Origin of the sequence: Pseudomonas putida (assembly GCF_004357765.1) — a bacterium.
GTDB classification, from domain to species: Bacteria; Pseudomonadota; Gammaproteobacteria; order Pseudomonadales; family Pseudomonadaceae; genus Aquipseudomonas; species Aquipseudomonas putida_U.
Map to the genome: position 1 here is coordinate 242,077 of NZ_SMTE01000006.1, position 26,212 is coordinate 268,288.

Genomic DNA, 26,212 nt, shown 5'->3' on the forward strand with positions numbered 1-26,212 from the left:
TAGAAGAGCCCCGCCCTTGCTGGCGGGGCTTTTTCATGCTGGCCGGTCGAGCGCCAGGCCGGCCAGGATGGCCTGCAACGTCTCTGGCAAGGCCAACGGACGGCCACTGGACCGCTCGACGAACACCTGCACCACCGAGCCCGCCGCGCAGGCCTCAGCCTCTCCTGGACGGAACAACGCCAGGCGGTATTCCACCGTGCTGCCCACAAGCCGCGTGACTCCCAGCCCGACCTCAAGCACGTCCGGGAAACCGGGCAGGGCGTAGAAGTCCGCCGCTGAACTGACCACGAACGCCGCCACCTCGCCTTCGCGAAGGTCCAATGCGGCCTGCTCGACCAGGAAGGCCTGGATCGCGGTTTCGAAGAAACCGTGGACGGTAGCACCGGCAATATGACCGTTGAGATCGTTGTCCTGGGGACGGGTGAGGATCGGGTGGAAGTGGAAGAAGGCGGTGCGATTGGGGGATTCGGTCATGGGAGTGGGCTCGATATCCGCGACGGGTCTATCAAGTGAAACAGAAAAGCCGCCCCAAGGGGCGGCTTTCTCATTCCAACCAGCGACAGCTTACAACTGAGGACCAGCAGCCTTGATGGCCTCGGACACGTCGAACTTCTTGAAGTTCTCGGTGAACAGCTTGGCCAGGCCTTTGGCGGCCTCGTCGTATGCAGCCTTGTCAGCCCAGGTGTTGCGCGGGTTGAGCAGCTCGGTGTCAACGCCCGGAACGGCCTTCGGCACGTCCAGGTTGATGATGTCCAGGTGCTCGGTCTCGGCACCGACCAGAGCACCGCTCTGGATGGCAGCGATCACGCCACGGGTGGTCGGGATGCTGAAGCGCTTGCCAACACCGTAGCCACCGCCGGTCCAGCCGGTATTGACCAGGTAGACCTTGGAGCCGAAAGCATTGATACGCTTGATCAGCAGCTCGGCATACTCACCGGCCGGACGCGGGAAGAACGGTGCGCCGAAGCAGGTGGAGAAGGTCGACTTGATGCCGCCGCCCGAACCCATTTCAGTGGAACCGACCAGTGCGGTGTAGCCGGACAGGAAGTGGTAGGCCGCCTGCTCGTTGTTCAGGATCGACACCGGAGGCAGAACACCGGTCAGGTCGCAGGTCAGGAAGATCACTGCGTTAGGCTCGCCACCCAGGTTGGCCTCGGCACGCTTGGCCACGTGCTCCAGCGGGTAGGCGGCACGGCTGTTCTGAGTCAGGCTGACATCGGCGTAGTCGGCGTGCTTGTTGGCATCGAGAACGACGTTCTCCAGGACTGCGCCGTGCTTGATGGCTTTCCAGATGACTGGCTCGTTCTTCTCGGACAGGTCGATGCACTTGGCGTAGCAGCCACCTTCCATGTTGAAGACGACACCTTCGCCCCAACCGTGCTCGTCGTCACCGATCAGGTAACGGCTTTCGTCGGCCGACAGGGTGGTCTTGCCGGTACCGGACAGGCCGAAGAACAGGGTCACGTCGCCTGCTTCGCCGATGTTAGCCGCACAGTGCATCGGCAGTACGTCGGCAGCCGGCAGCAGGAAGTTCTGCACCGAGAACATGGCTTTCTTCATTTCGCCGGCATAACGCATGCCAGCGATCAGCACTTTCTTGGCGGCGAAGTTGATGATCACGCAGCCGTCGGAATTGGTGCCGTCACGCTCAGGCTCGCAGACGAAGTTGGCGACGTTGAGAATCTGCCACTGGTCGCGGCCAGCCGGATTGAACTGCTCAGGGTTGATGAACAGGCAACGGCCGAACAGGTTCTGCCAGGCAGTCTGGGTGGTCATCTTCACCGGCAGGTAGTGCTCGGCGGCCGCCCCTACGTGAACGTAGGAAACGAAGTGATCCTGGGCGTTGTTGAACGCCTCGACGCGGTCCCACAGGGCATCGAACTTGTCGGCCGGGAACTTGCGGTTGATCGGGCCCCAGGCAATGGCGTCCTGGGTGGAAGGTTCTTCTACGATGAAACGGTCGGCTGGCGAGCGGCCGGTACGGTGGCCGGTCTCGACTACCAGTGCGCCAGTATCGGCCAGCACGCCTTCACCGCGTTGCAGCGCTTCTTTGACCAGTTCATCGACGCTCAGGTCGGTGTACACGGTGTTGTTGGCTTGCGTCATGAGATACCCCATCCGGCCCGAGGCCGAGTGCTCCAAACGTTTTGTAGTTGTCTCGAAAAAACTACTACAGCGAAAAAAGTGGCCGGATTATGCCAGAAACGCCCAAAAAAAGTAGGCCCCTCCTGTCAGATCCGCTCTTTTGCGCAATTCGACAGGAGATTTCCCTAAACTTAAACGTTTCAGTGACGAGTGTCTGACGCCAGGTCAGTGCCACCACCGGCAAACAGCTGGGCCACGTCGCTGGCATCGAAGAAGTAGCGTTCGTTGCAGAACTGGCAGTCGATCTCCACCGTTCCCCCGCACTCTTCCACCAGCTGCTTGGCGTCATGCTCGCCAAGACTGACCAGTGCATTGCCGGATCGTTCGCGCGAGCAACTGCATTTGAAGCGCAGCGGCTGGATATCGAACAGGCGCACGGCATCTTCGTGATACAGGCGGTGCAGCAGGGTTTCGTTTTCCAGGCTCCACTCCTCGGGCTTGAGTGTACTGGCCAAGGCGATCACATGTTGCCAGCTTTCCTCACGCTCTTCATCGTCCGGCTGACGGTCCCGCGGCAGTTGCTGCAGCAGAAGACCGCGAGCCTTGCCCGTGGTGGTATCGAGCCAGAAGCGGGTGTTGAGTTGTTGGGACTGAACGAAATAGTTGGTGAAACACTCAGACAGGTTGGCACCGTCGAGGTCGACGGTACCCTGGTAGCGCTGGCCCTTGACCGGGTCGATGGTCAGGGTCAGATGGCCATCGGGCATCAACTGAGCCAGGCTCGCATCAGCCGGGATCTGGTCCGCTTCATAACGGGCCATGCCGCGGATGTCACGCTCACCCGAGCACTCGACCATCAGCAATGGGATCGGCCCCTGCGAGCGCGCCTGCAGGATCAGCAGCCCGTCGAACTTCAACGCGCCCACCAACAGGGCGGTGGCAGCCATCAGTTCGCCGAGCAGCGCCTGTACGGGAGCGGGGTACTGATGACGTGCCAGCACCGCGGCATAGCTGTCCTCGAGCGTCACCCACTCGCCGCGGACATCGCGGTCGTCGAAGATGAAACGTTGGGTGAAATCGGTATCTGGCAAATCGCTCATAGGTTTTGGCTATCTGAAAATGATGACAAAATGGTTACACCGGCTATCGCGCACTGCGAAGGCCCATGACAGAGCACTCACAAGGCGCTCCGATTTCTGTTTGCAATAGAGGCATTTTATGGACAATCGACCCCTGTTCCAAGCAAGGTGGTCTTGGGGCCCCCTGGTAGCCTGCACCGTGCTACCCATTGCTCTACTGTGTTTCTGGTTGTGGCCTTTTGGCCAGATACTCTGCCTGACTTTCGACGAGTGGCTGTTCCACAGCCTCAATGCGCCACTGGCAGACAACACCGCTTGGCGGTATGTGTGGACCGTCGGCAGCCTGCGGCCCTTCGACATCGTCGTTGGCCTGATCCTGCTGGCCGTGCTGATCCGGGGCAACTTCGTGTTCAAGGCCGGCCAGGTGCGCGAGGCCTTTTTCGGCTTTCTGGTCACGCTGATCCTATTAGTGGTGATTCGCGCACTGTTTTCCAAGTGGGTGGATGCAATGGGTTGGCAACATGACAGCCCATCGATGGTGTTCGACAATGTCGTGCACCTGAGCGACTACTACCCCAATCTGGAAAAAGCCTGGGAACTGAAAGACCGTTCCAGCAACAGCTTCCCGGGCGACCACGCCTCGGTACTGTTGATCTGGGCGCTGTTCATGAGCCTGTTCAGCCGCCGCCTGGTGCAGTACCTGGTGATCTGGGGCCTGGCCTTCCTGTTCATGATGCCGCGCCTGGTGGCCGGTGCCCACTGGGGTCAGGACGACTATATCGGCGGCCTGCTGATGGCGGTACTGGCGCTGGGCTGGAGCTGCCATACGCCACTGGCGGCCAAGGGGAGCGCCTTGCTGCTGCGTTGGACGGCGCCGCTGTTCAGGCTGATGGGCAAGTTGCCATTGGTCGGCCGGCTGGCAGTCGTTCGCTAGCAAACCGGCTCCTACAGGTATAGCGCCGGCCTGTAGGAGCCGGCTTGCTGGCTGATGAGCGCTACTCGAAACTACCATGCAGCTGGTGAATCTGCCGGCGCTGCTTCTTGTTCGGCCGACCGTCGGTAGTCATTCCCAACGCCCCAGCCTTTCGCAGCTCGGCCGCTTGCTCGCGGCGGCGCACGCTTTCCTCGGTTTCTTCATACAACGTCTGCGCCTCGGGTGCCCCACGCCGCACGACCGACAACGCCTTGACCACCACCGTGCGTTCGTCGAAGCCGGTACGCAGCACGAACTCGTCACCCACCCGGGGTTCCTTGCCTGGTTTGCAGCGCTCGCCACGGCAGTGCACCTTGCCACTCTCGATGGCCGCTTTGGCCAGCGCCCGTGTCTTGTAGAAACGTGCCGCCCAAAGCCATTTATCCAGACGAACCTTGTCGTCCTCCTCCTGCTTGCCTGCCATCCCTCTACCTCTGATTCTGTCTTTCATCGAACTGTACTACCGTAACCAGCGGATGCAAAAAATCGCTGCCGTGCTTACAGTTCACCACCTCATCCGCAGGGTGCGCTTCGTGAAGACATTTGACCATCTGACAATGATCGGCCTGCGCGAGTGGGTCGCGCTGCCCGACCTGGGCGTCGCTGGGCTGCGCGCCAAGATCGACACCGGCGCCAGCACCTCCAGTCTGCATGCCACCGAGGTGGAACCCTTCGAACGCGATGGTCAGCGCTGGGTGCGCTTTACCGCCCACCTGGGCTCGGTGGTGCAGTTGCGCCACCGCCGTTGCGAAGCGCCGCTGGTCGCCATGAAAACCATCAAGAGCTCCAACGGCCAGGCCCAGATTCGTTACGTGATCCGTACGTCGCTGGCGCTGGGCGATGAAGTCTGGGAGGTCGAATTTACCTTGGCCTGCCGCAAGAACATGCGTTACCGCCTGCTGCTCGGCTCCAAGGCGCTCGTCCAGGCGCAATTGGTCGTCAACCCTGGTCTCAAATACGTTCAAGACAAACCGGCCTTCCCGGCCACACTCTCTCCTGTCACAGGTGCTGCATGAAGATCGCTGTGCTGTCGCGCAATCCGCGTCTGTATTCCACCCGCCGCCTGGTCGAAGCCGGCACCCAGCGTGGCCACGAAATGGTAGTGATCGATACGCTGCGGGCCTACATGAACATCGCCAGCCACAAGCCGCAGATCCATTACCGCGGCAAACCGTTGGAAGGCTTCGATGCGGTGATACCGCGCATCGGCGCCTCGGTGACCTTCTATGGCTGCGCCGTGCTGCGCCAGTTCGAGATGATGGGGGTCTATCCGCTCAACGAGTCGGTGGCCATCGCCCGCTCGCGCGACAAGCTGCGCTCGCTGCAGTTGCTGTCGCGGCGCGGTGTCGGCCTGCCGGTCACCGGTTTCGCTCATTCGCCAGACGATATTCCCGACCTGATCCAGATGGTCAACGGCGCGCCGCTGGTGATCAAGGTGCTCGAAGGCACCCAGGGTATCGGCGTGGTGCTGTGCGAAACCACCAAGGCTGCCGAGTCGGTGATCGAAGCCTTCATGGGTTTGAAGCAGAACATCATGGTTCAGGAGTACATCAAGGAAGCCGGCGGCGCCGACATCCGCTGCTTCGTGGTCGGTGACAAGGTGATCGCCTCGATGAAGCGCCAGGCCAAACCTGGCGAGTTCCGCTCGAACCTGCACCGAGGTGGCGTGGCGAGCCTGATCAAGATCACGCCCGAAGAGCGCATGACCGCCATTCGTGCGGCCAAGGTCATGGGGTTGAGCGTGGCGGGGGTGGATATCCTGCGCTCCAACCATGGCCCGTTGGTGATGGAGGTGAATTCATCGCCAGGCCTGGAAGGCATCGAGGTGACCACCGGCAAGGACGTGGCCGGGATGATCATCGAGCACCTGGAGAAGAACGGCGGACCTAATCAGACCCGAACCAAAGGCAAGGGTTGATCCGAACCGCAACGGTCCCTTCACGGGCGAGCTCGCGAAGGGACCGTGCAGTCCATCACATTCAAACGGCGTTACGCGGCAGCAAGAGCCCCAGCGGCAGCCTCACCCGCGCCTCGATCCCCCCGCCGGAGCGGTTACGCAGTTCGACGTTGCCACCGTGCTGCGCGGCGATCCGCTTGACGATCGCCAGACCTAAGCCAGTGCCCTTGCCACCTCGCGCCCGATCACCGCGAATGAACGGGTTGAAGATGGTCTCCAGCTCCGACTCATCGATCCCCGCGCCGCGGTCCAGTACGCTCAGCACCACGTACGGTGCGCTCTCGTCACCCGATACGTAGGCGGCCACCTCGACCCCCTTGCCGGCGTGGTGCAAGGCATTGCCGATCAGGTTGCCCAACATGCGCTTCAAGGAAACCCGGCGCAGCGGAAACGGCGGGATCGGCTCCAGACACAGGCGCACACGCTCTTCCGGCTGGTTGTAAGGGGCCACGACTTCCCGCACCAGGTCAGCCAGGTCGACCTCCTCCACCGGCTCGTCACGGCCATCGCGGATGAAGGCCAGGAACTGGTCGAGGATCGCGTCCATGTCCTCGATGTCGCGCACCATGTCCTCGCTCAGTTCGCTGTCATTGCCCATCAGCGACAACGAAAGACGCAGGCGGGTCAACGGTGTGCGCAGGTCATGGGACACGCCCGCCAGCATCAGCTCACGCTCTCGTCCGGCCTGCTCGACATCCTCGGCCATCTGGTTGAACGCACGGTACACCTCGGTCATTTCGCTCGGCGTATCGCTGATCGGCAACCGTACGCTGCGCCCCTGCCCCAGCTGGCGAGCAGCGAAGACCAGGCGCTTGAGCGGTTGGTTGAGCTGACGTACGAAGATCCACGCCGACGCCGTGGACAGCAGGCCGATCGCCAGGAACCAACCCAGCACGTTCCAGATCTTCTGTCCGCGCAGCGGGTGCGGGTACAGCGGCACCTTCAACCAGCCGGGTCCCAGGCTCGGCGCATTCACCCACAAGGCGGGTGGTGCGTGGATGCGCAGGCGGACTTCGGTGTCCTCGCCCAACTCGGCCTGCATCTGCCGCTGGTAGATTTCACTGTACGGCCAGTGCTGCTCGCCTTCCGGCACGCCGGAGCCCGTCACGCGGATCAGGCCCGCAGCCTCGGCGATCTTGTCGCGGTTCTGTTCATCCGCCGCCCAATACGCCCGGAGGGTCAAGGCCACGCCGTGGCTGTACTGGCGGTCGACCAGCACGTCCTCGTTCATGAGCAGATAGACCAGGGTCAGGGCCTTGGAGAACAGGACGACGATCAGCACCAGCCACAGCGTGCGCGCAAAGAAGCTCTGCGGGAACCACAGCGGCGTTTTCATCGATGGCGAGGCATCATCATTTGCTGGCGTTTCCGTCCGGTACGAACACGTAGCCCACGCCCCATACGGTCTGGATATAACGCGGCTTGGACGGGTCCGGTTCGATCATGCGACGCAGGCGCGAGATCTGCACGTCGATCGAGCGCTCCAATGCATCCCACTCACGGCCGCGGGCCAAGCTCATGAGCTTGTCGCGGGTCAGCGGTTCGCGGGCATGCATGACCAAGGCCTTGAGCACGGCGAACTCGCCGGTGGTGAGCATGTGCACCTCGGCGCCGCGTTTGAGTTCACGGGTAGCCAACGACAACTCGTAGTCGCCGAAGGTGACCGTTTCGTCTTCGCTGCCCGGCGCGCCCGGCACGCTTGGCGCCTGACGGCGTAGCACGGCCTTGACGCGGGCCATCAGCTCGTCCGGGTTGAACGGCTTGCCCAGATAATCGTCGGCACCCAGTTCGAGCCCCTTGATACGGCTAAGCTCGTCGCCCTTGGCGGTGAGCATGATGATCGGGATCTGGTTGTTCGCTTGGCGCAGGCGCTTGCACGCGGACAGACCGTCCTCGCCCGGGAGCATGAGATCGAGCACTACCAGATTGAAGACTTCGCGCTGCAGCAGGCGGTCCATCTGTTCGGTATTGGGCACCGCACGGGCACGATAGCCCTTGCTGGTGAAGAAACGCTCCAGCAGGCTGCTCAGCCCCGGGTCGTCATCGACGATGAGAATCTTTTCGCCTTCAGCGTTGTTCGCAGTGCCGGTCATGAATAACTCCTCTGATATCGCCGCACATTATGGCGTAGCCACTGCCGTGCGTGCCGTGTGCATTGTTAGCAGATTTTTCCCCAGGCGCCAGTTCCCAGGCCCGGCCACTGGCCTGGCGCCATCACCGCAAGCGAGTTTCGACGGGTATAATGCGCCGCTTTCATCCAGCGCCGCCGGGCCCATGCCCTGCCGCGGCCCCGCATTCACTATTGTCAGGTGGTTTACATGGACAGCATCAACAGCCGTATCGCCGAAGAACTGGGCGTGCGTCCACAACAGGTCGAGGCGGCCGTGGGCCTGTTGGACGAAGGCTCGACGGTGCCCTTCATCGCCCGTTACCGCAAGGAAGTGACCGGCAGCCTGGACGACACCCAATTGCGCCACCTGGAAGAACGTCTGCGCTACCTGCGTGAACTGGACGAGCGCCGCACCAGCATCCTCGCCAGCATCGAGGAGCAAGGCAAACTGACCCCAGAGCTGGCCCGCGAGATCAAGCTGGCCGACACCAAGACCCGCCTCGAAGACCTGTACCTGCCGTACAAGCAAAAGCGCCGCACCAAAGGCCAGATCGCCCTCGAAGCCGGCCTCGGCGAGCTGGCCGACGGTCTGTTCAACGACCCGAACCTCACCCCGGAAAGCGAGGCAGCGCGCTTCGTCGACGCGGAAAAGGGCTTCGCCGACGTCAAGGCCGTGCTTGAAGGGGCCAAATACATCCTCATGGAACGTTTCGCCGAGGATGCCGCCCTGCTCGACAAACTGCGCAGCTTCCTCAAACAGGAAGCGGTACTCAGCGCCCGCGTGGTGGCCGGCAAGGAAGAGGAAGGCGCCAAGTTCCGTGACTATTTCGCCCATGACGAACTGCTGCGCACCGCACCTTCCCACCGCGCCCTGGCCATTTTCCGTGGCCGCAACGAAGGCGTGCTGAGCGCCTCTCTCAAGGTCGGCGAGGAGCTTCCTGGCACCCTGCACCCCTGCGAACTGATGATCGGCAACCACGTCGGCATCGAGAATCGCGGCCGCCCGGCCGACAAGTGGCTCGGCGAAGTGGTGCGTTGGACGTGGAAGGTGAAGCTCTACACCCACCTGGAAACCGACCTGTTCGGCGAACTGCGCGACAACGCCGAAGGTGAGGCCATCAACGTCTTCGCCCACAACCTGCACGACCTGCTGCTGGCCGCACCCGCCGGCCCCCGCGCCACCCTGGGCTTCGACCCGGGCCTGCGCACCGGCTGCAAGATCGCCGTGGTGGACGCCACCGGCAAGCTGCTGGACCACACCACCGTCTACCCGCACGCGCCGAAGAACGACTGGGACCGCACCATTTCGATCATGGCTGCCCTGTGCGCCAAGCACTCGGTGGAACTGATCGCCATTGGCAACGGCACCGCCAGCCGCGAAAGCGACAAACTGGTGGCGGAGCTGGTTAAAAAGTATCCAGCGCTGAAGATCACCAAGATCATGGTTTCCGAAGCCGGTGCATCGGTGTATTCGGCCTCGGAACTGGCAGCCCGCGAGTTCCCGGACCTCGATGTGTCGATCCGTGGCGCGGTGTCGATCGCCCGTCGTCTGCAGGACCCCCTGGCCGAGCTGGTGAAGATCGATCCGAAATCCATCGGCGTCGGCCAGTACCAGCACGATGTCTCGCAGGTGAAGCTGGCCCGTGGCCTGGACGCTGTGGTCGAGGACTGCGTGAACGCCGTGGGGGTCGATGTCAACACCGCCTCGGTGGCACTGCTGACGCGCATCTCCGGCCTTAATGCCACCCTGGCGCAGAACATCGTCGCCCACCGCGACGCCAACGGCCCGTTCGCCACCCGTGCGGCGCTGAAAAAGGTCAGCCGCCTGGGCGAGAAAACCTTCGAGCAGGCCGCAGGCTTCCTGCGCGTGATGAATGGCGACAACCCGCTCGACGCTTCCGCCGTGCACCCGGAGGCTTACCCGCTGGTACAACGCATCGCCGCCGACACCGACCGAGATATCCGCTCGCTGATCGGCGACAGTGGCTTCCTCAAACGCCTCGACCCGAAGAAGTTCACCGACGAGACCTTCGGCCTGCCGACCGTCACCGACATTCTCCAGGAGCTCGACAAACCGGGCCGCGACCCACGCCCCGAGTTCAAGACCGCCACCTTCCAGGAGGGCGTCGAAGACCTCAAGGACCTGGAGCCTGGCATGATCCTCGAAGGTGTGGTGACCAACGTCACCAACTTCGGCGCCTTTGTCGATATCGGTGTGCATCAGGACGGCCTGGTGCATATCTCGGCGCTGTCGGAGAAGTTCGTCAAGGATCCACGGGAAGCAGTCAAGGCTGGCGACGTGGTCAAGGTCAAGGTCATGGAAGTCGACATCCCGCGCAAGCGCGTCGGTCTTTCCATGCGCATGGGCGACACCCCCGGCGAGAAGGTCGAAGGTCATCGCGGGGGTGGCCGTGGCAACGGCGGCAATCGCCAGCAACAGGCCCAGCGCCCACGTGAAACCACCAGCGCAGCCCCGGCCAACAACGCCATGGCTGCGCTGTTCGCCAACGCCAAGCAACTGAAGAAGAAATGATGGAAATTCCCAAGGATTTGGTCCACAGCGCCTACAGCCAGCTTCTCGGCTGCCGCGTGCAACGCCTGGACACCGGCGTTGCCGAGGTGGCTCTGGCGCTGGAGCCTCAGTTGCGCAACCGTGGCCAGAAGCTGCACGGCGGGGCGATCTTCAGCCTGGTGGACATCGCCATGGGCCTGGCCTGCTCGGCCAGTCATGGTTTCGACCAGCAAAGCGTCACCGTCGAATGCAAGATCAACTACATGCGCGCCATCAGCGAAGGGGAAGTGCTGTGCACCGCCCGCGTGCTGCATGCCGGGCGGCGTACGCTGGTGGTCGACGCCGACGTAGTCCAAGGCGACAAACTGGTGGCGAAAGCGCAAGGAACCTTTGCAGTTCTATAGCCGCCAAAGCGGTATCTGCGGTATTTTTCGGCAGTGCGCTGGCACTGCCGGAACCGCGTAAACCAGGCGACAACGCCAGTTCCTTTCTACCTACCCTTGTAGACCGTTATTTCTACCCCCATATTGGGGCGACTGACGCGTGAAGGAATACATCTTGAGCGACCTCCTCAACCGCCGCCTGAGCCTGCTCGGCGCCAATCTTCCCCTGCTCAAGCAGTGCCTGCACGGTATTGAGCGCGAATGCCTGCGCGTGACCGACGAAGGTCGCCTGGCCCAGACCCCGCACCCAGAGGCATTGGGCTCGGCGCTGACCAACGAGCAGATCACCACCGATTATTCCGAGTCGCTGCTGGAGTTCATCACCCCAGCCCTGCCCGACCCAGCCCAGGTCCTCGACAGCCTCGAGCAGACCCACCGCTTCGTCTACAGCAAGCTGGGTGACGAATACCTGTGGAGCCCGTCGATGCCCTGCGTGTTGCCGGCCGAGGAGGACATCCCGATCGCCGAGTACGGCACCTCGAACATCGGCAAGCTCAAGCACGTGTACCGCAAAGGCCTGGCCCTGCGCTACGGCCGCACCATGCAGTGCATCGCCGGCATCCACTACAATTTCTCGCTGCCCGAGGCGCTGTGGCCGCTGCTGCGCGCCGCCGAAGGCAGCGACGAGAACGACCGCGACTTCCAGTCGTCGGCGTATATCGGCCTGATCCGTAATTTCCGCCGCTACAGCTGGTTGCTGATGTACCTGTTCGGCGCCTCGCCGGCCCTGGACAAAGGCTTCATGCGCGGCCACCCGCACCAGCTCGAAGAGCTCGATGCCGACACCCTGTTCCTGCCCTACGCCACCAGCCTGCGCATGAGCGACTTGGGCTACCAGAGCAATGCCCAGGCTGGGCTCACGCCCTGTTACAACGATCTGGCCAGCTACACCGACAGCCTGCGCCGGGCAGTGGGCACGCCGTATCCGCCGTATGTCGAGATCGGTACCCATGTCGATGGCGAGTGGGTGCAACTGAACACCAACATCCTGCAGATCGAGAACGAGTACTACTCGAACATCCGCCCCAAACGCGTCACCTACACCGGCGAGCGGCCGATCCAGGCGCTGACGGCCCGTGGCGTGCAGTATGTCGAGGTACGTTGCCTGGACATCAACCCGTTCCTGGCAGTGGGCATCGACTTGCCCCAGGCTCGCTTCCTCGACGCCTTCCTACTGTTCTGTGCACTGAACGACAGCCCACTGCTGGACAACGGCGAATGTGGCCAGTGCACCGATAACTTCCTGACCGTGGTCAAGGAAGGCCGGCGTCCAGGCCTTGAACTGCAGCGCAACGGCCAGCCGATCGACTTGAGGCAGTGGGCCAACGAGTTGCTCGACAACATCCGCCCCCTGGCTGAGTTGCTCGACCAGGCCCATGGCGGTGAAGCCCACGCCAAGGCGCTGGAAGCGCAGCGGGCGAAGGTCGACGACGCTTCGCTCACCCCATCCGCCCAAGTGCTGGCGCGCATGACCGAGCATGACGAGAGCTTCGCCAAGTTCGCCCTGCGTCAGAGCCGCATCCATGCCCAGACCTTCCGCGAGCAGCCGCTGAGCCAGGATCGCCAGCAAGCTTTCGAGACCCTGGCCCGCGATTCGCTCGTCGAGCAGTCGCGCCTTGAACAGCAAGAGGTCGGTGACTTCGACCTGTTCGTCGGCGCCTATCAGGCGAGCATCCTGGCGATCAGCAACTGATGACCCGCGCTGCCACCCCCCGCAAGCCCCGCGCCAGCAGCCAGGCCAGGATCGACGCGATTCTGGCGGCGGCTCGCGAATTGCTGGCCGAACAAGGGGTCGCGGGGTTGTCGATCTACAGCGTCGCCGAGCGGGCGCAGATCCCGCCGTCGTCGGTCTATCACTTCTTCGCCAGCGTTCCGGCGCTGCTCGAAGCACTGACCGCCGATGTGCACCGGGCGTTTCGCGAAGCGTTGAGCGCTCCGATCGACAGCAGCGCCTTCACCACCTGGCATGAACTTTCGAGGTTGATCGAGCGGCGCATGCTGGAGATCTACAACGATGATGCTGCCGCCCGCCAGTTGATCCTGGCCCAGCATGGCCTGAGCGAGGTGGTGCAAGCCGACCGCCTGCACGACATGGAATTGGGCGACCTGATGCACAAGCTGTTCGACCAGCATTTCCGCTTGCCGCAGATGCCGGACGATGTGGATGTGTTCGCCCTGGCGATGGAGTTGAGTGACCGCGTCTACGCCCGCTCGATGCAGCTGTTCGAACAGATCACACCGCGCATGGCCGAAGAAGGCATGCGCGTATTCGAAGCCTACCTGGCGCTGTACCTACCGCCCTTCCTGCCCCTGCGCATCAATGGCTGAGTAGATAGATCTACCACCTCGCGTCACCCAATGAACCTTTCAATGAGGGCACTCGCGCACGCGCGCCTTCAAAGAGATGATCGTTCATGTCCACCCCCACCCTTACCCTTCTGCCACTCACGGATACCGATACCGACAGCGCCGACCAACACCTGGCAGGAAAAGGCAATCTGCTGGTCGTCGCCCGGCAGACCCAACGTTCGAGTGCCGCGCAACTGCGAACACTGCTGAGCCAGGCGCCCGGCTTGCAGCACATCTTGCGCACGACGCTGCGTACCCAGCTGCAATTCGATCCGTCCAGTTGTGGCCTGCGGCATGATCAAAGCCAGGTGACACTGCTGACCTTCGCCGCCCGCCTGCTTGTCAGCCCGGTCTCTGCCAACGCCTTTGCCGAGTGGTCCGGCTGGGGCTTCGGCGATACCCATGCCAACTGGAGCGTCGCGCAATGGACGCAGTACCTGACCCCGATCGTGACTGCTGCCAGGCTGCGCGCCCCTGAGGAGTACTGGCAAGGACGCATGCCAGGTACGACCATCTCCCGGCAGAGCCACGCGTGCGAGCTGTTGCGAGAACACTTCGCCAGCAGCCTGGACATCGCCTACGGGATCGCCACGGTGCAAGTCGATGATTGGCTGCATGGTCGGCAAACCGTGCTGCCCTGCGCCCAACTGGCATGGCGCCAGCCCGACAACCGAGCGCTGGTCAGTGCCTCGGCGCTGCTGATCGGCCCCTCTTCCGAAGGCTCACGCTGGTTGCTCTACCAGCCGGGTGCCAGGCACCCGATACTGGCATTCGACACCCTCGACAGCCTACGCGACTGGAGCTTCCAGAATCGATCCAGTCTCTGGTCGAACCCGAGGTCATCGGTTACCCAGGGCACTCGCGATGATGTGGTGGTCACACCATTCGATGGCGACGGCTTCGCTACGTTGATCGCGCAAATCCTCCGCCACAACGACGCCGTGACCGACCATCATCTGCTCGAGGCCAGCCAGCGAAGCGATACCGACCCGCTGGACTGGAGCGATCTGCAAGCCTGGGAAGCAGAGCGCAGCGAGGCCGTGAGAGCATCACTGGATGCCGCCCACGAAGTTGCCATCGAAGGCGTGATCGCAGCCGATGTTGAACTGGCGCACGAGGAGGTGCACTTCGCCTGCCTGGAGCAGCACCTGCCGCTGCGTTGGCGAAACCAGCAGGTCGAGCATCAGGAAATGCTCCTGGAACAGCACTTGGCAGGCGACGAGGAGCCGACTTCCGACAAACTCACGCAATTGCGCGAGCAGCAGGCAGCGCTGGAACAACTGCAGGATTCTCAGGAGCTGTATCTGCTCGAACTGCCTGACGAGGTGACCAGCACCGATTGGCAAGCAATCACCGGTGAACAAACACGGGAAGAACAGCTCACCGATGGTCTGACCCAGGCGCTGCTCAAAGAAGCTCGCCTCAGCCATCTGTTGGGCGAACTGTCTGCATCCCATCTGCAGTGGATCGAACAACTCGTCGACCGCCCAGAACCCAGCCTGCAGCGCCCTGTTCAGGTATGCTCGCTGGAGTTGATCGCAGGAGACCACACCTGGCAACTCTGCGGCTACCTGACCCTGCACGCCATCCCCGATCAGGACGATGAGAATCCGGATCGTTCGGTTCTGTTGTACAGACCAGGCCAGCGTGGCGGCCTGATGGCATTCGATGGCGTGGCTGCGCTCGACGCCCGCCTGTTGGCGACGCTATATGGGGCATGGCCGGATGCATTGCTCGAATCCGCCTCGCCAAGCGACCCAGCGCAGCTGTTCAGCATACTGGCAAGTGCGCCACAGGTAACGTTCAAGCGCGTGCCTATCGACACCCACTTCATGCAGCACTGCGTGCGCTCCATCGTCAACGCATTGCCTGCGCCAGCCAAACGGCAACAGGCCCGGCAACGCTTGTGCATTGGTGAAAACCGCGCCCGTGCGCTGGCGGTTGCACGCTTCGCGGAAAAGAACCGCACCGAGCATCTGCATGCACGAGTAACGTCATTGCAGCATCTTGACGCCGAACAGATCACCGAGCTGGCCAGCACGATCGAAAAACTCGAAGGCGCGTTACGGGCTTCGGGCGACTTGCTCAAGCTGAGCCTGCCAGCCCGCAAGGAGTATGCCCGGCTCAAATTGCTCAATCACTTGCGCCGCGCTTTCAACCTCAAGGAAATACCACGCATCAGCCTCGACATCGCCGACAGTGTCACCTTGCAAAAGACCGTCACCGGCCAATCGGCGACGGGCGGGGCCGGCTCACGCGATGTGCCGGTGTTCAGCAAGGAACGCAGTGAAGTCGAGCTGGAAACCTTCATCCTCTGGGCGCTAGACAACAGCCGCAGCCTGCGCCTGAAAGATGCCTCCATCAAGATCGAACCCGCCAATACCGTGCTGCAACAAAGCGTCACCACGGATTACATCGCCACGCTCATCGAACAACTCGATGTCGCCGGAAACTACGAAAAACGCATCACCGAAAGCTACCTGGGGTTCCCCCACGAATCCGCGTGGCAGGCGCAGTGGCGCCAGGAAACCCTCCGCCAGCCTTACCTGTGCCGCTTGCAAGTGCTCACGCAGCTCAGGTCGACCAGCCTCGATGCCGATGGCCAACGGTTGCTGGAGAACTTCTGTAGAGAGCAGATCGATGCAAATAATCACAGAACCATCGCACACCATACCGTGGAGCTCAGGCCCGGAGTCGCCGCAGACGGTTCAAGCGACAGGATCGGCCTGACCGGTGTTCACATCATTCAGGGCACGACCGGACCCACGCTGCTGTATCTACCCGAAGCGCCCAGTGGCGAGGTCATCAGCCAATACGCCAACGCCAGCGAAGCCTGCCAGGCCCTGCAAAACATGGCACTGGACGACGACATGGCGCAATACCTGGCGAACCAGTCCCAGGAAGGCGATCCCAAGCTTCATCACAGCTACATCAAGACCGCCCTGCAGAAGGGCTTCCGTGGCTTTATCGAAATTGGCCTGGCGCGCCCGGAGTCCTTACCGACCTATGAGTCTCGCCTGGACATGGGCCAGCGCATCCGTGCTCACCGCGCCTCCTCGCGCAGCCAGGCCGACTTGAGCCTGGCGGCTCCCGACAACTTTGATCGCTACTTCTTCCTGATGCTCAGGCTGGCTCTGGGCATTACACCTGGCGTGGGGACGGCCCTGGCGCTCTACGACGGCTGGAATGCGGCGACGGCTGCGGTCAAGGCCTTCGGCGCTGGCAACACGGAAGAGGGGCTCCAACAGTTGACCAGCGTACTGCAGTCATTGACCGATGCCGTCCTCACACTCGCGCCGCTGGCCAGCACCGCGAATACACCGGCCCTGAGTGCCCGTCAATTGACCCAGCACCGCCAACGGCTGGACCCGCTTCGCAGCGTGGGCAGTATCCGCAAATCGCCGCCCAGCCCATTCGCCGGGTACGAGGTCGAACTCCCCACCGGCCCGATGCTACGCACCAGGCACCGGCAAGGCGCGCAGGTGTTCGAGCACGTGGACAGCCAACAGCACTACATCACCCGCAACGACGCGTGGTATGCCGTGAACTGGGACCCCACCTACTCGACCTGGAGGCTCAAGCCCCAGGGCACCCGCACCTATCCCCAGCCCGTGCGTTTGAGCGAACACGGTCGATGGGAAACCCCTGGCAGGTTGAGCGGCCTTCTGGTCGATGACGGCCTGGCGGGCGGCGGTGGGGTATTGACCCGGCTGTACGACCACGGCGTAGCCTATTGGCGCACGACGCTCGGCCGACTGCGTCGTCCACTGACCGGCATGGAGCTCGCCTATGACATCAGCGAAGAGCTGCAACGCATCGGCCGCCGCATGAATGCGAAGGAGTTGGCGTACAACGCGGCTAAACGACAAGTCGCGGACCTGGACCTCATCAGCGATGGGCAACGAAAAGCGATTGCCAAGGCGCGTCAGCAATGGGTCGATGAGCTTAATCGAAGTCTGGAATTCAACACGCTCAGCCTTGCGCGCCTCCAAGACCAACGCTCAACCCTGACCCCCAGTAACTACAAGAGCTTCACCAACAGGTGCAAGAAGAACATCAACGAACTGCACGTACTCGACATGAAGCTGATCTCCGAGCGCGTCATCTTTGCTACAGAGCATGTAAGACAAGCTGGAGACGCGATCCGGGATCTGCATGGACGGCTGGTGGACGCCGCGTTGATGCAGCGCCGGACTGCAGATTCCATACGGGCGAATCTTGAACTGATCGATGCCCTGCAGGAAGTGGAGCGTGTCTCCATTCGCCACCACACCAGGGCCGGCCAAGTGCAAGGCGAGGTGAAGGCTCATTACGATAAAAAGGTCAAAGGCGTCATTCTGACCCTCGACGCGACCAATGCACGACTGGTACGGGCATCGATTCTGTCAACGACCCTGTTTACCTCCCATGCAACCCAACATCCGCAGATGGGAGCGTTCATGACGCTCTTCCTCGAGCAGGGCAGGACATTCCGCAGCACGCTATACAGCCAGATACAATTGCCCTCGACCGACCTGAGCGTGGCTCAGAGGCGCCGCTTCTTGCTCAATGCACAGGATCGCTATCGAACCTTCCTGAGCCACCTCACGTCTTGGGAGGATACCTTCCAGGACCTGCTATCCCCGACCGAAACCCGCGCTTTCCGACGATTGACGCATCAGTTGATCCGCCAGATCGACGACCACCTCAAAACCAACACACCCCCTCCAACAACCGGGCAAGATGTCAGGGTCAGCCACCCACGAATGTTCGAAACCGTCGAGGGTCCGCTGATCGGCACCGAGGTCATCGAAGGTGGGCAGCCCCGCATGCACATCAACGAGCCCAACTCCAATCGAGCGCACTCCATCTATGCCAGGAACGCGGCAGGCGAATGGCAGCTAACCGGACAGCAACACGCAGCCCCGACGCAAACGGTCGCTCAGCTTGTCGATACGGCCACTGCCAGATTGAATGATCTTTCCCGGCAGCAGGCCAGGTTGCGCCAATACCAGACACCACAAAGCTTGCCGGTCGACCTCGAAGACATTGCCCAGGGCCATGCGCAGCAACTGCGATTCATTGCCGCGAGGATCCGCCAGCGGGCAGGCGATGGCATCACCGCCCAGCACACTGCCTTGATCGACAGGCTGGACACGGCCGCCGAGCAGATGAGGGCGCTGGGTCGCCAGCTACGCATCGCCCAGACCAAGGCGAGCAGCAAGCCTACCGGTGGTTACCTGGAATATCTGGTTGAACAGGGAGAAGTGGAGGTTGCCTGGTCGCGCACCTTGAAACCAAAAGTGGACCGCAGGAACAAACCGATCGAGTATCTGGAGGAATACCGTATCGATGATGCAGCGACTCAGCAGCCGCTGTGGTATGCCCATTTCCATTTCAGAACGAAGCCGGCAAGGGGTTTCAACCGACTCGAAAAAGGCCATCTGAAGTTGCCCAGCGAGCGTGACATGGGCACTGGCGCTTGGCGCGGAGACTTGAACGAAGAGCAGGCCACGAGGCTGTTCGGCAACTTGCGCCCGGCCAGCCGTTGAGCCTTCGCCTGGGCTGCCCTGCAGCCCAGGCCTTGGCCCTTACAGCTTGGCGATGGACACTTCGGTCGACTTCACGAAGGCAATCACTTCGCTGCCAACCTGCAGTTCGAGCTCCCGCACCGAACGCGTGGTGATCACCGAGGTGACGATACCCGATGCAGTCTGTACGTCGATTTCCGACAGCACCGGGCCTTCGAGGATTTCTTTCACGGTGCCTTTGAACTGGTTGCGGACGTTGATCGCTTTGATGGTCATGGTTTGATTCCTTCTCTATGGCTTCTGGGGTCTATGGCTCTGGGGTTCAGTGCGCCCAGCGCAGTTGCGTGGGCAAAGGGGCTACAGGGTCCGGCTCGGGCGGCGTGCCCGGCACCGACAACACACGGTTGAGTACTTCGCTTTCCAGCGCCGCCAGGCGATGCGAACCACGCGCCCTCGGCCTTGCCAGATCGACCGTCAGGTCCAGGCCGACTTCGCCGTCCTCGATGAGGATGACGCGATCGGCCACAGCCACGGCCTCGTTGACGTCATGGGTGACCAACAGCACGGTGAAGCCATGCTGGCGCCACAATCGTTCGATCAACTGCTGCATTTCGATCCGGGTCAGTGCATCCAGCGCACCCAGCGGTTCGTCCAGCAGCAGCAGACGCGGCTGATGGATCAGTGCCCGGGCCAGGGCCACACGTTGTTTCTGACCTCCCGACAACGCTGCCGGCCACTCGTTGGCACGGTCCGCCAGGCCTACCGCTTCCAGCGCATCCCGCGCACGTGGGCGCCAGTCACCGGAAAGCCCCAGGCCCACGTTGTCGATGACCTTCTTCCAGGGCAACAGGCGTGCGTCCTGGAACATCAGCCGGGTTTCTTCACGCGCATCGGCCAGCGGCGCGGCGCCTGCCAGCAGCTCGCCGGCGCTGGGTTGATCGAGCCCGGCCAGCAAGCGCAACAAGGTGCTCTTGCCGCAACCGCTGCGACCGACGATGGCGACGAACTGGCCGGCCGGAATATGCAGATCGATCCCCCGCAGCACTTCGCGCTGGCCGAAGGTCTTGCGCAGGCCCTTGGAGGCCAGCGGGATGCCGCGCAGCAAGCGCGGCGGCTGTTCCTTGAGCACAGTCATGCGCCCTCCTTCCTGGCCACTTGGTAGGCCGGGTGCCAGCGCAGCCATACACGCTCCAGGCCGCGGGCGGCGAGGTCGGCGAGCTTGCCGAGCACGGCGTACAGGACGATCGCCAGCACCACCACGTCGGTCTGCAGGAACTCACGGGCATTCATCGCCAGGTAGCCGATGCCGGCATTGGCCGAAATGGTCTCGGCGACGATCAGCGTCAGCCACATGAAACCCAGGGCGAAGCGCACCCCCACCAGGATCGATGGCAGAGCGCCCGGCAGGACCACCTGGCGGAACAGGCCGAAGCCGGTCAGTCCGTAGCTACGGGCCATTTCCACCAACGCCGGATCGACGTTGCGAATGCCGTGGTAGGTGTTGAGGTAGATCGGGAACAGGGTGCCCAACGCGACGAGGAAGATCTTCGCCGACTCATCGATGCCGAACCACAGGATCACCAACGGGATCAGCGCCAGGTGCGGAACGTTGCGGATCATCTGCACCGAGCTGTCGAGCAGGCGTTCGCCCCAGTTCGACAGGCCGGTGATGAAGCCGAGCAGCAGGCCGATGCTGCCACCGATGACAAAGCCCAGGCCGGCGCGCCAGCCGCTGATCGCCAGGTGGGTCCAGATCTCGCCACTGCGCACCAGTTCGACGCCGGCGCTGACCACAGCGCTCGGTGCCGGCAGGATCCGCGTGGACAGCCAACCGGCGCTCACCGCCAGCTGCCAGGCCGCCAGCAGCAGCACCGGCAGCGCCCAGGGCGCCAGGCGCTGGCTCAGATGGGTAGAGGTTGCACGACTCATGACCTCGGCCCTCAGCTTTGCGCGACGGACTTGGGCAGGATGTCGTTAGCCACCATCTCGCCGAACGGGCTGACATAGCCACCGGACTTGGGCTGCTCGGGACGCTGCACGTCCAGGTGCGGGAACAGCAGTTCGGCCACGCGATACGACTCCTCCAAGTGGGGGTAGCCGGAAAAGATGAAGGTATCGATACCCAGTTCGGCATATTCCTTGACCCGTGCGGCCACGGTCGGGCCGTCGCCAACCAGGGCAGTACCGGCGCCACCACGCACCAGGCCGACACCAGCCCAGAGGTTGGGGCTGACTTCCAGCTTGTCGCGGTTGCCATTGTGCAGGGCCGCCATGCGCTGCTGACCGACTGAGTCGAAGCGTGCCAGCGAAGCCTGGGCGCGGGCGATGGTGGCGTCATCCAGGTGGGAGATCAGCTTGTCGGCAGCGGCCCAGGCCTCTTCGTTGGTTTCCCGCACGATCACGTGCAGACGAATACCGAAGCGCACTTCACGGCCTTGGGCGGCGGCTTTCTCACGCACGGCGGCGATCTTTTCGGCCACGGCACTCGGTGGCTCGCCCCAGGTCAGGTACAGCTCGACCTGCTCGGCGGCCAGGTCTTGGGCGGCCTCGGAGGAACCGCCGAAGTACAGCGGCGGACGCGGTTGCTGAATCGGCGGATAGAGCAGCTTGGCGCCCTTCACCTGGATGTGCTTGCCGTCGTAGTCGACCACATCGCCTTCGAGCACCTTGCGCCAGATGCGGGTGAACTCGACCGAGGCTTCGTAGCGCTCCTGATGGTTCAGGTGCAGGCCATCGCCAGCCAACTCCTCCGGATCACCGCCGGTGACCAGGTTGAACAGCGCGCGGCCATTGGACAGGCGATCGAGGGTGGCCGCCTGGCGTGCCGCCACGGTCGGCGAAATGATGCCTGGGCGCAGCGCGACCAGAAACTTCAGGCGCTGGGTCACCGGAATCAACGAAGCTGCCACCAGCCAGGAGTCCTCGCAGGAACGCCCGGTGGGAATCAGCACTCCGCCGAAACCAAGGCGGTCGGCGGCCTGGGCGATCTGCGCCAGATAGCCGTGATCGACTGCGCGTGCGCCCTCGGAGGTGCCCAGGTACTTGCCGTCACCATGGGTGGGGAGGAACCAGAAAATGTTCAAGCTCATTGGAGTTGTCTCCTTGCAAAAGGGCCCAGGCCGGGGCTACGCCGCGGCACGGCGAATCGGTCAAGGCGCGCTGGCGACCTTGGCCGGTGGCGTCCAGATCACATCCTTGATGCTCAGCGGCTTGGGAATCAGCTTGAGCGCCTGGAAGGTGTCGGCGATCTTCTGTTGCGCGGCGACTACCGCCGGGGTCAGCGGCGCCGCGCCGTAGCCCTGGCGCTTGACCGAGGTCAGGGTGATGTCGGCTGGCAGCCCGAGCAGCGGCGCGACCTGGTCGGTGACCTGTTGCGGGTTGGCCTGGGACCATTCGCCCACCGCGCGCACTTCGTCGATCAACGCGCTGACCACTGCAGGGTGCTTGGTCGCATAGTCACGGGTGGCCAGGTAGAACTGGTGGTTGTCGACCAGGTCCTTGCCGTCGCGCAGGGTGCGCGCCTGCAGTTGCTGTTCGGCAGCGGCCTGGTACGGATCCCAGATCACCCAGGCATCGACGCTGCCACGCTCAAAGGCGGCGCGGGCATCGGCCGGAGGCAGGTAGACCGGTTGAATGTCGCTGTACTTCAGGCCCGCGTCCTCGATGGCGCGGACCAGCAGGAAATGGACGTTGGAGCCTTTGTTGAGGGCGACCTTCTTGCCCTTGAGCTCTTTTACCGACTGAATCGGCGAACCCTGGGGCACGAGGATGGCTTCACTGTGCGGCGCAGGTGGCTCGTAGGCCACGTACAACAGATCGGCGCCAGCAGCCTGGGCGAACACCGGCGGGGTCTCGCCGGTTACGCCGAAGTCGATCGAACCGACGTTGAGCCCTTCGAGCAACTGCGGGCCGCCGGGAAACTCGGTCCATTGCACCTGGATGCCCTGTGCGGCCAGACGCTTTTCCAGCGAGCCTTTGGCCTTGAGCAGCACCAGGGTGCCGTATTTCTGATAACCGATACGCAGGCTCTCGGCCTGGGCTTGGGTAATCGCGCCGAAGGACACAGCCGCCGCGAACAGGGCGACCAGACCACGACGCAAGAAGAATGTGCGCATAGCGCTCTCCTGTGCGAATAGGGTTCGGGTTGCACCTGCTTGCCTCGTTGACGGGCGAGTAAGGTGGATGAAGCGATGAAACGTTGGTGCGGGGTCAGATACTCCAACGGGCACTGATCAGGCGTTCGTTTAGCACACCCGGAGCCACGGGCCGGGGCCTGCGGGCCAGGGCGACGTGAAAGGTCTCCAACGAATCGAGCAGGCGCTCTTGCAGAGCCGGTGCCAGCTTGGCAGGCCCTGCGCCTTCTGCGTAGGCGATCTGGCTGTCGTCGGCGAAGATCCCTTGCAGGGTCTCCTGCGCCTTGAGTGCCGACAGCACAGGTTTCAATGCGTAATCCACTGCCAACATGTGGGCGATGCTGCCGCCAGTGGCGATCGGCAGCACGATCTTGTGCTCCAGGGCACGTTCGGGCAGCAGGTCGAGCAGGGTTTTCAAGGCGCCGGCAAACGATGCCTTGTACACCGGGGTGGCGACCACCAGGCCATCGGCCTGCGCCACCAACTGCTGGAGATGCTGCACGTGCGGGCTGTCGAAGCGCGCGTGGAGCAAGTCCTCTGCCGGAAAGTCGCGGACCAGGAAGGTCACCACCTCGACCCCACGCTCCTGCAGCCACTGGCGCGAACGCTCGAGCAGCACGCCTGAGCGTGAACGTGGACTGGGACTACCACCGATTGAGACGACCAGCATTGCAGCGCTTCCTTGTGTTGGGTTGAGGTGACATTACCAGCCGTTTAATATATCTATAAATCATATTTTTTCATTTGTTTATTCTATTTAAGCCTATACAAAAGACTCAGATTGCACGCATAAAAAAGGGCCGTCGAAACGGCCCGAAACCCCTGCAATGGCTAAGCGCAATGCAACGCAAGAATGCCTAGCGGTTGGGCTGCGGAGTCACGCGCAGATAAGGTTTGACGGCCCGATATCCCTTGGGAAAGCGCTGCTTGATCTCATCCTCGTCCTTCAGCGCAGAGACGATCACCACGTCGTCGCCGTCCTGCCAGTTGGCTGGCGTGGCGACCTTGTGGTTGTCGGTGAGCTGGAGTGAGTCGATCACCCGCAGAATCTCGTTGAAGTTGCGCCCGGTACTGGCAGGGTAGGTGATGGTCAGTCGCACCTTCTTGTTCGGGTCGATGACGAACAGCGAGCGCACGGTCAGGGTGTCGTTGGCGTTGGGGTGGATCAGGTCGTACAGATCGGAAACCTTGCGGTCGGCGTCGGCGATGATCGGGAAGTTGACCACGGTGTTCTGGGTCTCGTTGATGTCACCGATCCACTTGTGGTGCGAATCAACCGGATCCACCGACAGGGCGATGACTTTGACCCCACGCTTGGCGAATTCGTCCTTGAGCTTGGCGGTCAGGCCCAGCTCGGTGGTGCAGACCGGGGTGAAGTCGGCCGGATGGGAAAACAGCACGCCCCAGCTGTTGCCGAGCCATTCGTGGAAACGGATCTTGCCTTCGCTGGATTCCTGCTCGAAGTCGGGGGCGATGTCGCCGAGTTTGAGGCTCATGGGGAACGGCTCCTGTGCTGTGTTCTGACGTTGTGGGTTCAATGTGCCTGCGTTCGCATAAAAACAAAAAGAATAAATAACGATTTATTTATAACTATCATTCATACGAAATTCCAGGCACAAAAAAGCCTCGCACTAAGCGAGGCTTCTTTTGCAACTACGACTTACAGGAAGCTGTAAGTGTAGTTGACGATGAAGCGGGTCTGATCCTGGTCAGCAGAGGACTCTGGACCTTCGCCACGGTAAACACCCTGGCGCAGGCTGAAGCCCAGGCCCTTGAGGGTGCCTTGCTGAACGGTGTAGTCGATGCGTGCATCGCGCTCCCACTCATCATAGGTGCCGTGACCGGACTTGTAACGAACATCGTCACCACGCAGGTAGGAGATGGACGCCTTCAGACCAGGCACACCCAGACCAGCGAAGTCATAGGAGTACTGACCGAAGGTGGTGTTTTCACCCGCCTTGGCGAACTGGTTGATCATGCTGTCGGTGAACAGGTAGAAGCTCGCACCACCGGCACCTTCGTCGACCAGGCTGCCTTGGTTCAACCAGACGAAGCCGCCGTCGTCGCTGACCTGTTGGTGACCGACCATCAACGCATGGCTACCCAGGGTGTAGGTGAACATGGCGGACCAGGTCTTGTTGTCGACCTCACCATTGTTCTTCGCATAGCCATTGTTGTTGTTGAAGATGTAGCCAGCCTGGCCGTTCTTGCCATCGCTGCTGCTATCGAAGTAGCGCAGGTCGGTCTTGAACGACTGATCGTCAGCGATCTTGAAGACGTGGGTCGCACCCAGGAAGTGCTGCTTATAGAAGTCTTCCAGGTTCGAGTAGTAGTACTGCAGGGTCAGGTCCGGGGTGAGCTTGTAGTCCAGGCCACCGTAACGGAACTTGTTGCTTTCCTGAGTACCGCCTGCAACGGACAGGCCGGTGCGGTTGCTCGACGCACGGCCCATGGCGTGGGTCAGTTGACCGGCGTTGATGGTCAGGTTGTCGATTTCCTTCGACTGGATGGTGCCACCCTCGAAGGTTTGCGGCAGCAGACGGCCATCGTTGGCGACCAGGATCGGCAGGTTCGGCGCCAGAGCGCTACCGAAGTGCACCTCGGTCTTCGAGAAACGCGCCTTGGCGTTAGCACCCAGGCGAGCCCACTGGCCGACAGCCGAGCCATCGGAGTCGCTTGGGAAGAAGCTGCTGTTATCGGGGTGCTTGCCGCGGCCACCGTCCAGGTGGATGCCCCACAGTGCTTGGGCATCGACACCGAAGCCGACGGTGCCTTCAGTGAAACCGGAGATGTAGTCGAGCTTGAAGCCCTGACCCGATTCGCGGTTGTCGGAACCGCCATCGCGGTTGTCACCGTTGAAGTACATGGTACGCGAGCTGAGGGACAGCTTGCTGTCCTCGATGAAACCAGCAGCGCCTGCTTGTTGGGCGAGAACCCCCACTGCCACGGCGAGAGCCAGGCTGGACTTGTACATGTTTTGCTCCTCTACGTTCTAATTCTTGTGTGTCTCAGGCGGCAGGGTCTTGCGCCCCGCTTGCCAGGGATGGGCGATTTAGCCCTA

Annotated in this window: 21 protein-coding genes and 1 pseudogene; 8 read left to right on the forward strand and 14 right to left on the reverse strand. The window is 62.3% G+C overall.

Going from position 1 to position 26,212, the window contains the following annotated elements; all coding sequences use genetic code 11:
- Positions 1-33 precede the first annotated feature (33 nt).
- The 3 genes from E2H86_RS11120 to hslO all read right to left on the reverse strand — a co-directional run bounded on the left by E2H86_RS11120 (position 34) and on the right by hslO (position 3,185).
- Entirely contained in the window at positions 34-474 is a 441-nt protein-coding gene (locus tag E2H86_RS11120) for an acyl-CoA thioesterase (protein WP_133327650.1), read from the reverse strand.
- Between the two features lie 90 nt (positions 475-564).
- Positions 565-2,106 carry a phosphoenolpyruvate carboxykinase gene (locus E2H86_RS11125; protein WP_133327652.1) on the reverse strand — a complete coding sequence of 514 codons (1,542 nt, stop codon included), beginning with the start codon at positions 2,104-2,106 and terminating at the stop codon, positions 565-567.
- A gap of 179 nt (positions 2,107-2,285) precedes the next feature.
- Positions 2,286-3,185, reverse strand: coding sequence for an Hsp33 family molecular chaperone HslO (hslO, locus tag E2H86_RS11130; protein ID WP_133327654.1), 900 nt, complete (start codon positions 3,183-3,185; stop codon positions 2,286-2,288).
- A 118-nt stretch (positions 3,186-3,303) separates the two neighbouring features.
- Here hslO and E2H86_RS11135 point away from each other — a divergent pair, with 118 nt between their 5' ends.
- Entirely contained in the window at positions 3,304-4,098 is a 795-nt protein-coding gene (locus E2H86_RS11135; protein ID WP_133327656.1) for a phosphatase PAP2 family protein, read from the forward strand.
- A gap of 61 nt (positions 4,099-4,159) precedes the next feature.
- On the opposite strand, the gene E2H86_RS11140 is transcribed toward E2H86_RS11135, so the two are convergent.
- Positions 4,160-4,561 carry an RNA-binding S4 domain-containing protein gene (locus E2H86_RS11140; protein ID WP_133327658.1) on the reverse strand — a complete coding sequence of 134 codons (402 nt, stop codon included), beginning with the start codon at positions 4,559-4,561 and terminating at the stop codon, positions 4,160-4,162.
- A gap of 109 nt (positions 4,562-4,670) precedes the next feature.
- Between E2H86_RS11140 and rimB the strand changes: the two genes are divergently transcribed.
- Both rimB and rimK read left to right on the forward strand, forming a co-directional pair.
- A complete protein-coding gene (gene rimB, locus E2H86_RS11145; RefSeq protein WP_133327660.1) occupies positions 4,671-5,153 on the forward strand; it encodes a retropepsin-like aspartic endopeptidase RimB in 483 nt (160 codons plus the stop codon).
- Positions 5,150-6,055: a 30S ribosomal protein S6--L-glutamate ligase gene (gene rimK, locus E2H86_RS11150; protein WP_133327662.1), complete on the forward strand. Its 906-nt coding sequence runs from the start codon at positions 5,150-5,152 to the stop codon at positions 6,053-6,055. Before rimB ends, rimK begins: the two co-directional genes overlap by 4 nt.
- Before the next feature lie 61 nt (positions 6,056-6,116).
- Here rimK and E2H86_RS11155 read toward each other — a convergent pair whose 3' ends face one another.
- Positions 6,117-7,430, reverse strand: a complete 1,314-nt coding sequence (locus E2H86_RS11155; protein WP_133327664.1) for an ATP-binding protein — start codon at positions 7,428-7,430, stop codon at positions 6,117-6,119.
- 16 nt (positions 7,431-7,446) lie between these two features.
- Positions 7,447-8,187, reverse strand: a complete 741-nt coding sequence (gene ompR / locus E2H86_RS11160; protein ID WP_133327667.1) for an osmolarity response regulator transcription factor OmpR — start codon at positions 8,185-8,187, stop codon at positions 7,447-7,449.
- Between the two features lie 225 nt (positions 8,188-8,412).
- Here ompR and E2H86_RS11165 point away from each other — a divergent pair, with 225 nt between their 5' ends.
- From E2H86_RS11165 to E2H86_RS11185, 5 genes are all read left to right on the forward strand, one after another.
- Positions 8,413-10,737, forward strand: coding sequence for a Tex family protein (locus E2H86_RS11165; protein ID WP_133327669.1), 2,325 nt, complete (start codon positions 8,413-8,415; stop codon positions 10,735-10,737).
- On the forward strand, positions 10,737-11,120 hold the full coding sequence (locus E2H86_RS11170; protein WP_133327671.1) for a PaaI family thioesterase: 384 nt from the start codon (positions 10,737-10,739) through the stop codon (positions 11,118-11,120). The genes E2H86_RS11165 and E2H86_RS11170 overlap by 1 nt, the downstream gene beginning before the upstream one ends.
- Before the next feature lie 154 nt (positions 11,121-11,274).
- Positions 11,275-12,852 (forward strand): glutamate--cysteine ligase, encoded by a 1,578-nt coding sequence (gene gshA / locus E2H86_RS11175; RefSeq protein ID WP_165976057.1) that lies wholly within the window; start codon positions 11,275-11,277, stop codon positions 12,850-12,852.
- Positions 12,852-13,487, forward strand: a complete 636-nt coding sequence (locus E2H86_RS11180) for a TetR/AcrR family transcriptional regulator (protein WP_133327675.1) — start codon at positions 12,852-12,854, stop codon at positions 13,485-13,487. The genes gshA and E2H86_RS11180 overlap by 1 nt, the downstream gene beginning before the upstream one ends.
- An 86-nt stretch (positions 13,488-13,573) precedes the next feature.
- A complete protein-coding gene (locus E2H86_RS11185) occupies positions 13,574-19,039 on the forward strand; it encodes a dermonecrotic toxin domain-containing protein (protein WP_133327677.1) in 5,466 nt (1,821 codons plus the stop codon).
- Positions 19,040-19,078: 39 nt separating this feature from the next.
- Here E2H86_RS11185 and E2H86_RS11190 read toward each other — a convergent pair whose 3' ends face one another.
- The 8 genes and pseudogenes from E2H86_RS11190 to E2H86_RS11225 form a co-directional block, all read right to left on the reverse strand.
- Positions 19,079-19,294: a TOBE domain-containing protein gene (locus tag E2H86_RS11190; RefSeq protein WP_003255829.1), complete on the reverse strand. Its 216-nt coding sequence runs from the start codon at positions 19,292-19,294 to the stop codon at positions 19,079-19,081.
- Positions 19,295-19,340: 46 nt separating this feature from the next.
- A pseudogene (gene ssuB, locus E2H86_RS11195) lies at positions 19,341-20,205 on the reverse strand (aliphatic sulfonates ABC transporter ATP-binding protein).
- Positions 20,150-20,947, reverse strand: a complete 798-nt coding sequence (gene ssuC, locus E2H86_RS11200) for an aliphatic sulfonate ABC transporter permease SsuC (protein ID WP_133327681.1) — start codon at positions 20,945-20,947, stop codon at positions 20,150-20,152. The pseudogene ssuB and the gene ssuC overlap by 56 nt, the downstream one beginning before the upstream one ends.
- An 11-nt stretch (positions 20,948-20,958) precedes the next feature.
- Positions 20,959-22,107: an FMNH2-dependent alkanesulfonate monooxygenase gene (gene ssuD / locus E2H86_RS11205; RefSeq protein WP_133327683.1), complete on the reverse strand. Its 1,149-nt coding sequence runs from the start codon at positions 22,105-22,107 to the stop codon at positions 20,959-20,961.
- A gap of 60 nt (positions 22,108-22,167) precedes the next feature.
- Positions 22,168-23,133, reverse strand: coding sequence for a sulfonate ABC transporter substrate-binding protein (locus E2H86_RS11210; RefSeq protein WP_133327686.1), 966 nt, complete (start codon positions 23,131-23,133; stop codon positions 22,168-22,170).
- A gap of 94 nt (positions 23,134-23,227) precedes the next feature.
- Positions 23,228-23,821 carry an NADPH-dependent FMN reductase gene (gene ssuE / locus E2H86_RS11215; RefSeq protein WP_133327688.1) on the reverse strand — a complete coding sequence of 198 codons (594 nt, stop codon included), beginning with the start codon at positions 23,819-23,821 and terminating at the stop codon, positions 23,228-23,230.
- A 187-nt stretch (positions 23,822-24,008) separates the two neighbouring features.
- Complete coding sequence (locus E2H86_RS11220; protein ID WP_133327690.1) at positions 24,009-24,647, reverse strand: peroxiredoxin; 639 nt, start codon at positions 24,645-24,647, stop codon at positions 24,009-24,011.
- A gap of 164 nt (positions 24,648-24,811) precedes the next feature.
- Positions 24,812-26,125, reverse strand: coding sequence for an OprD family porin (locus E2H86_RS11225; RefSeq protein ID WP_133327692.1), 1,314 nt, complete (start codon positions 26,123-26,125; stop codon positions 24,812-24,814).
- Positions 26,126-26,212 lie beyond the last annotated feature (87 nt).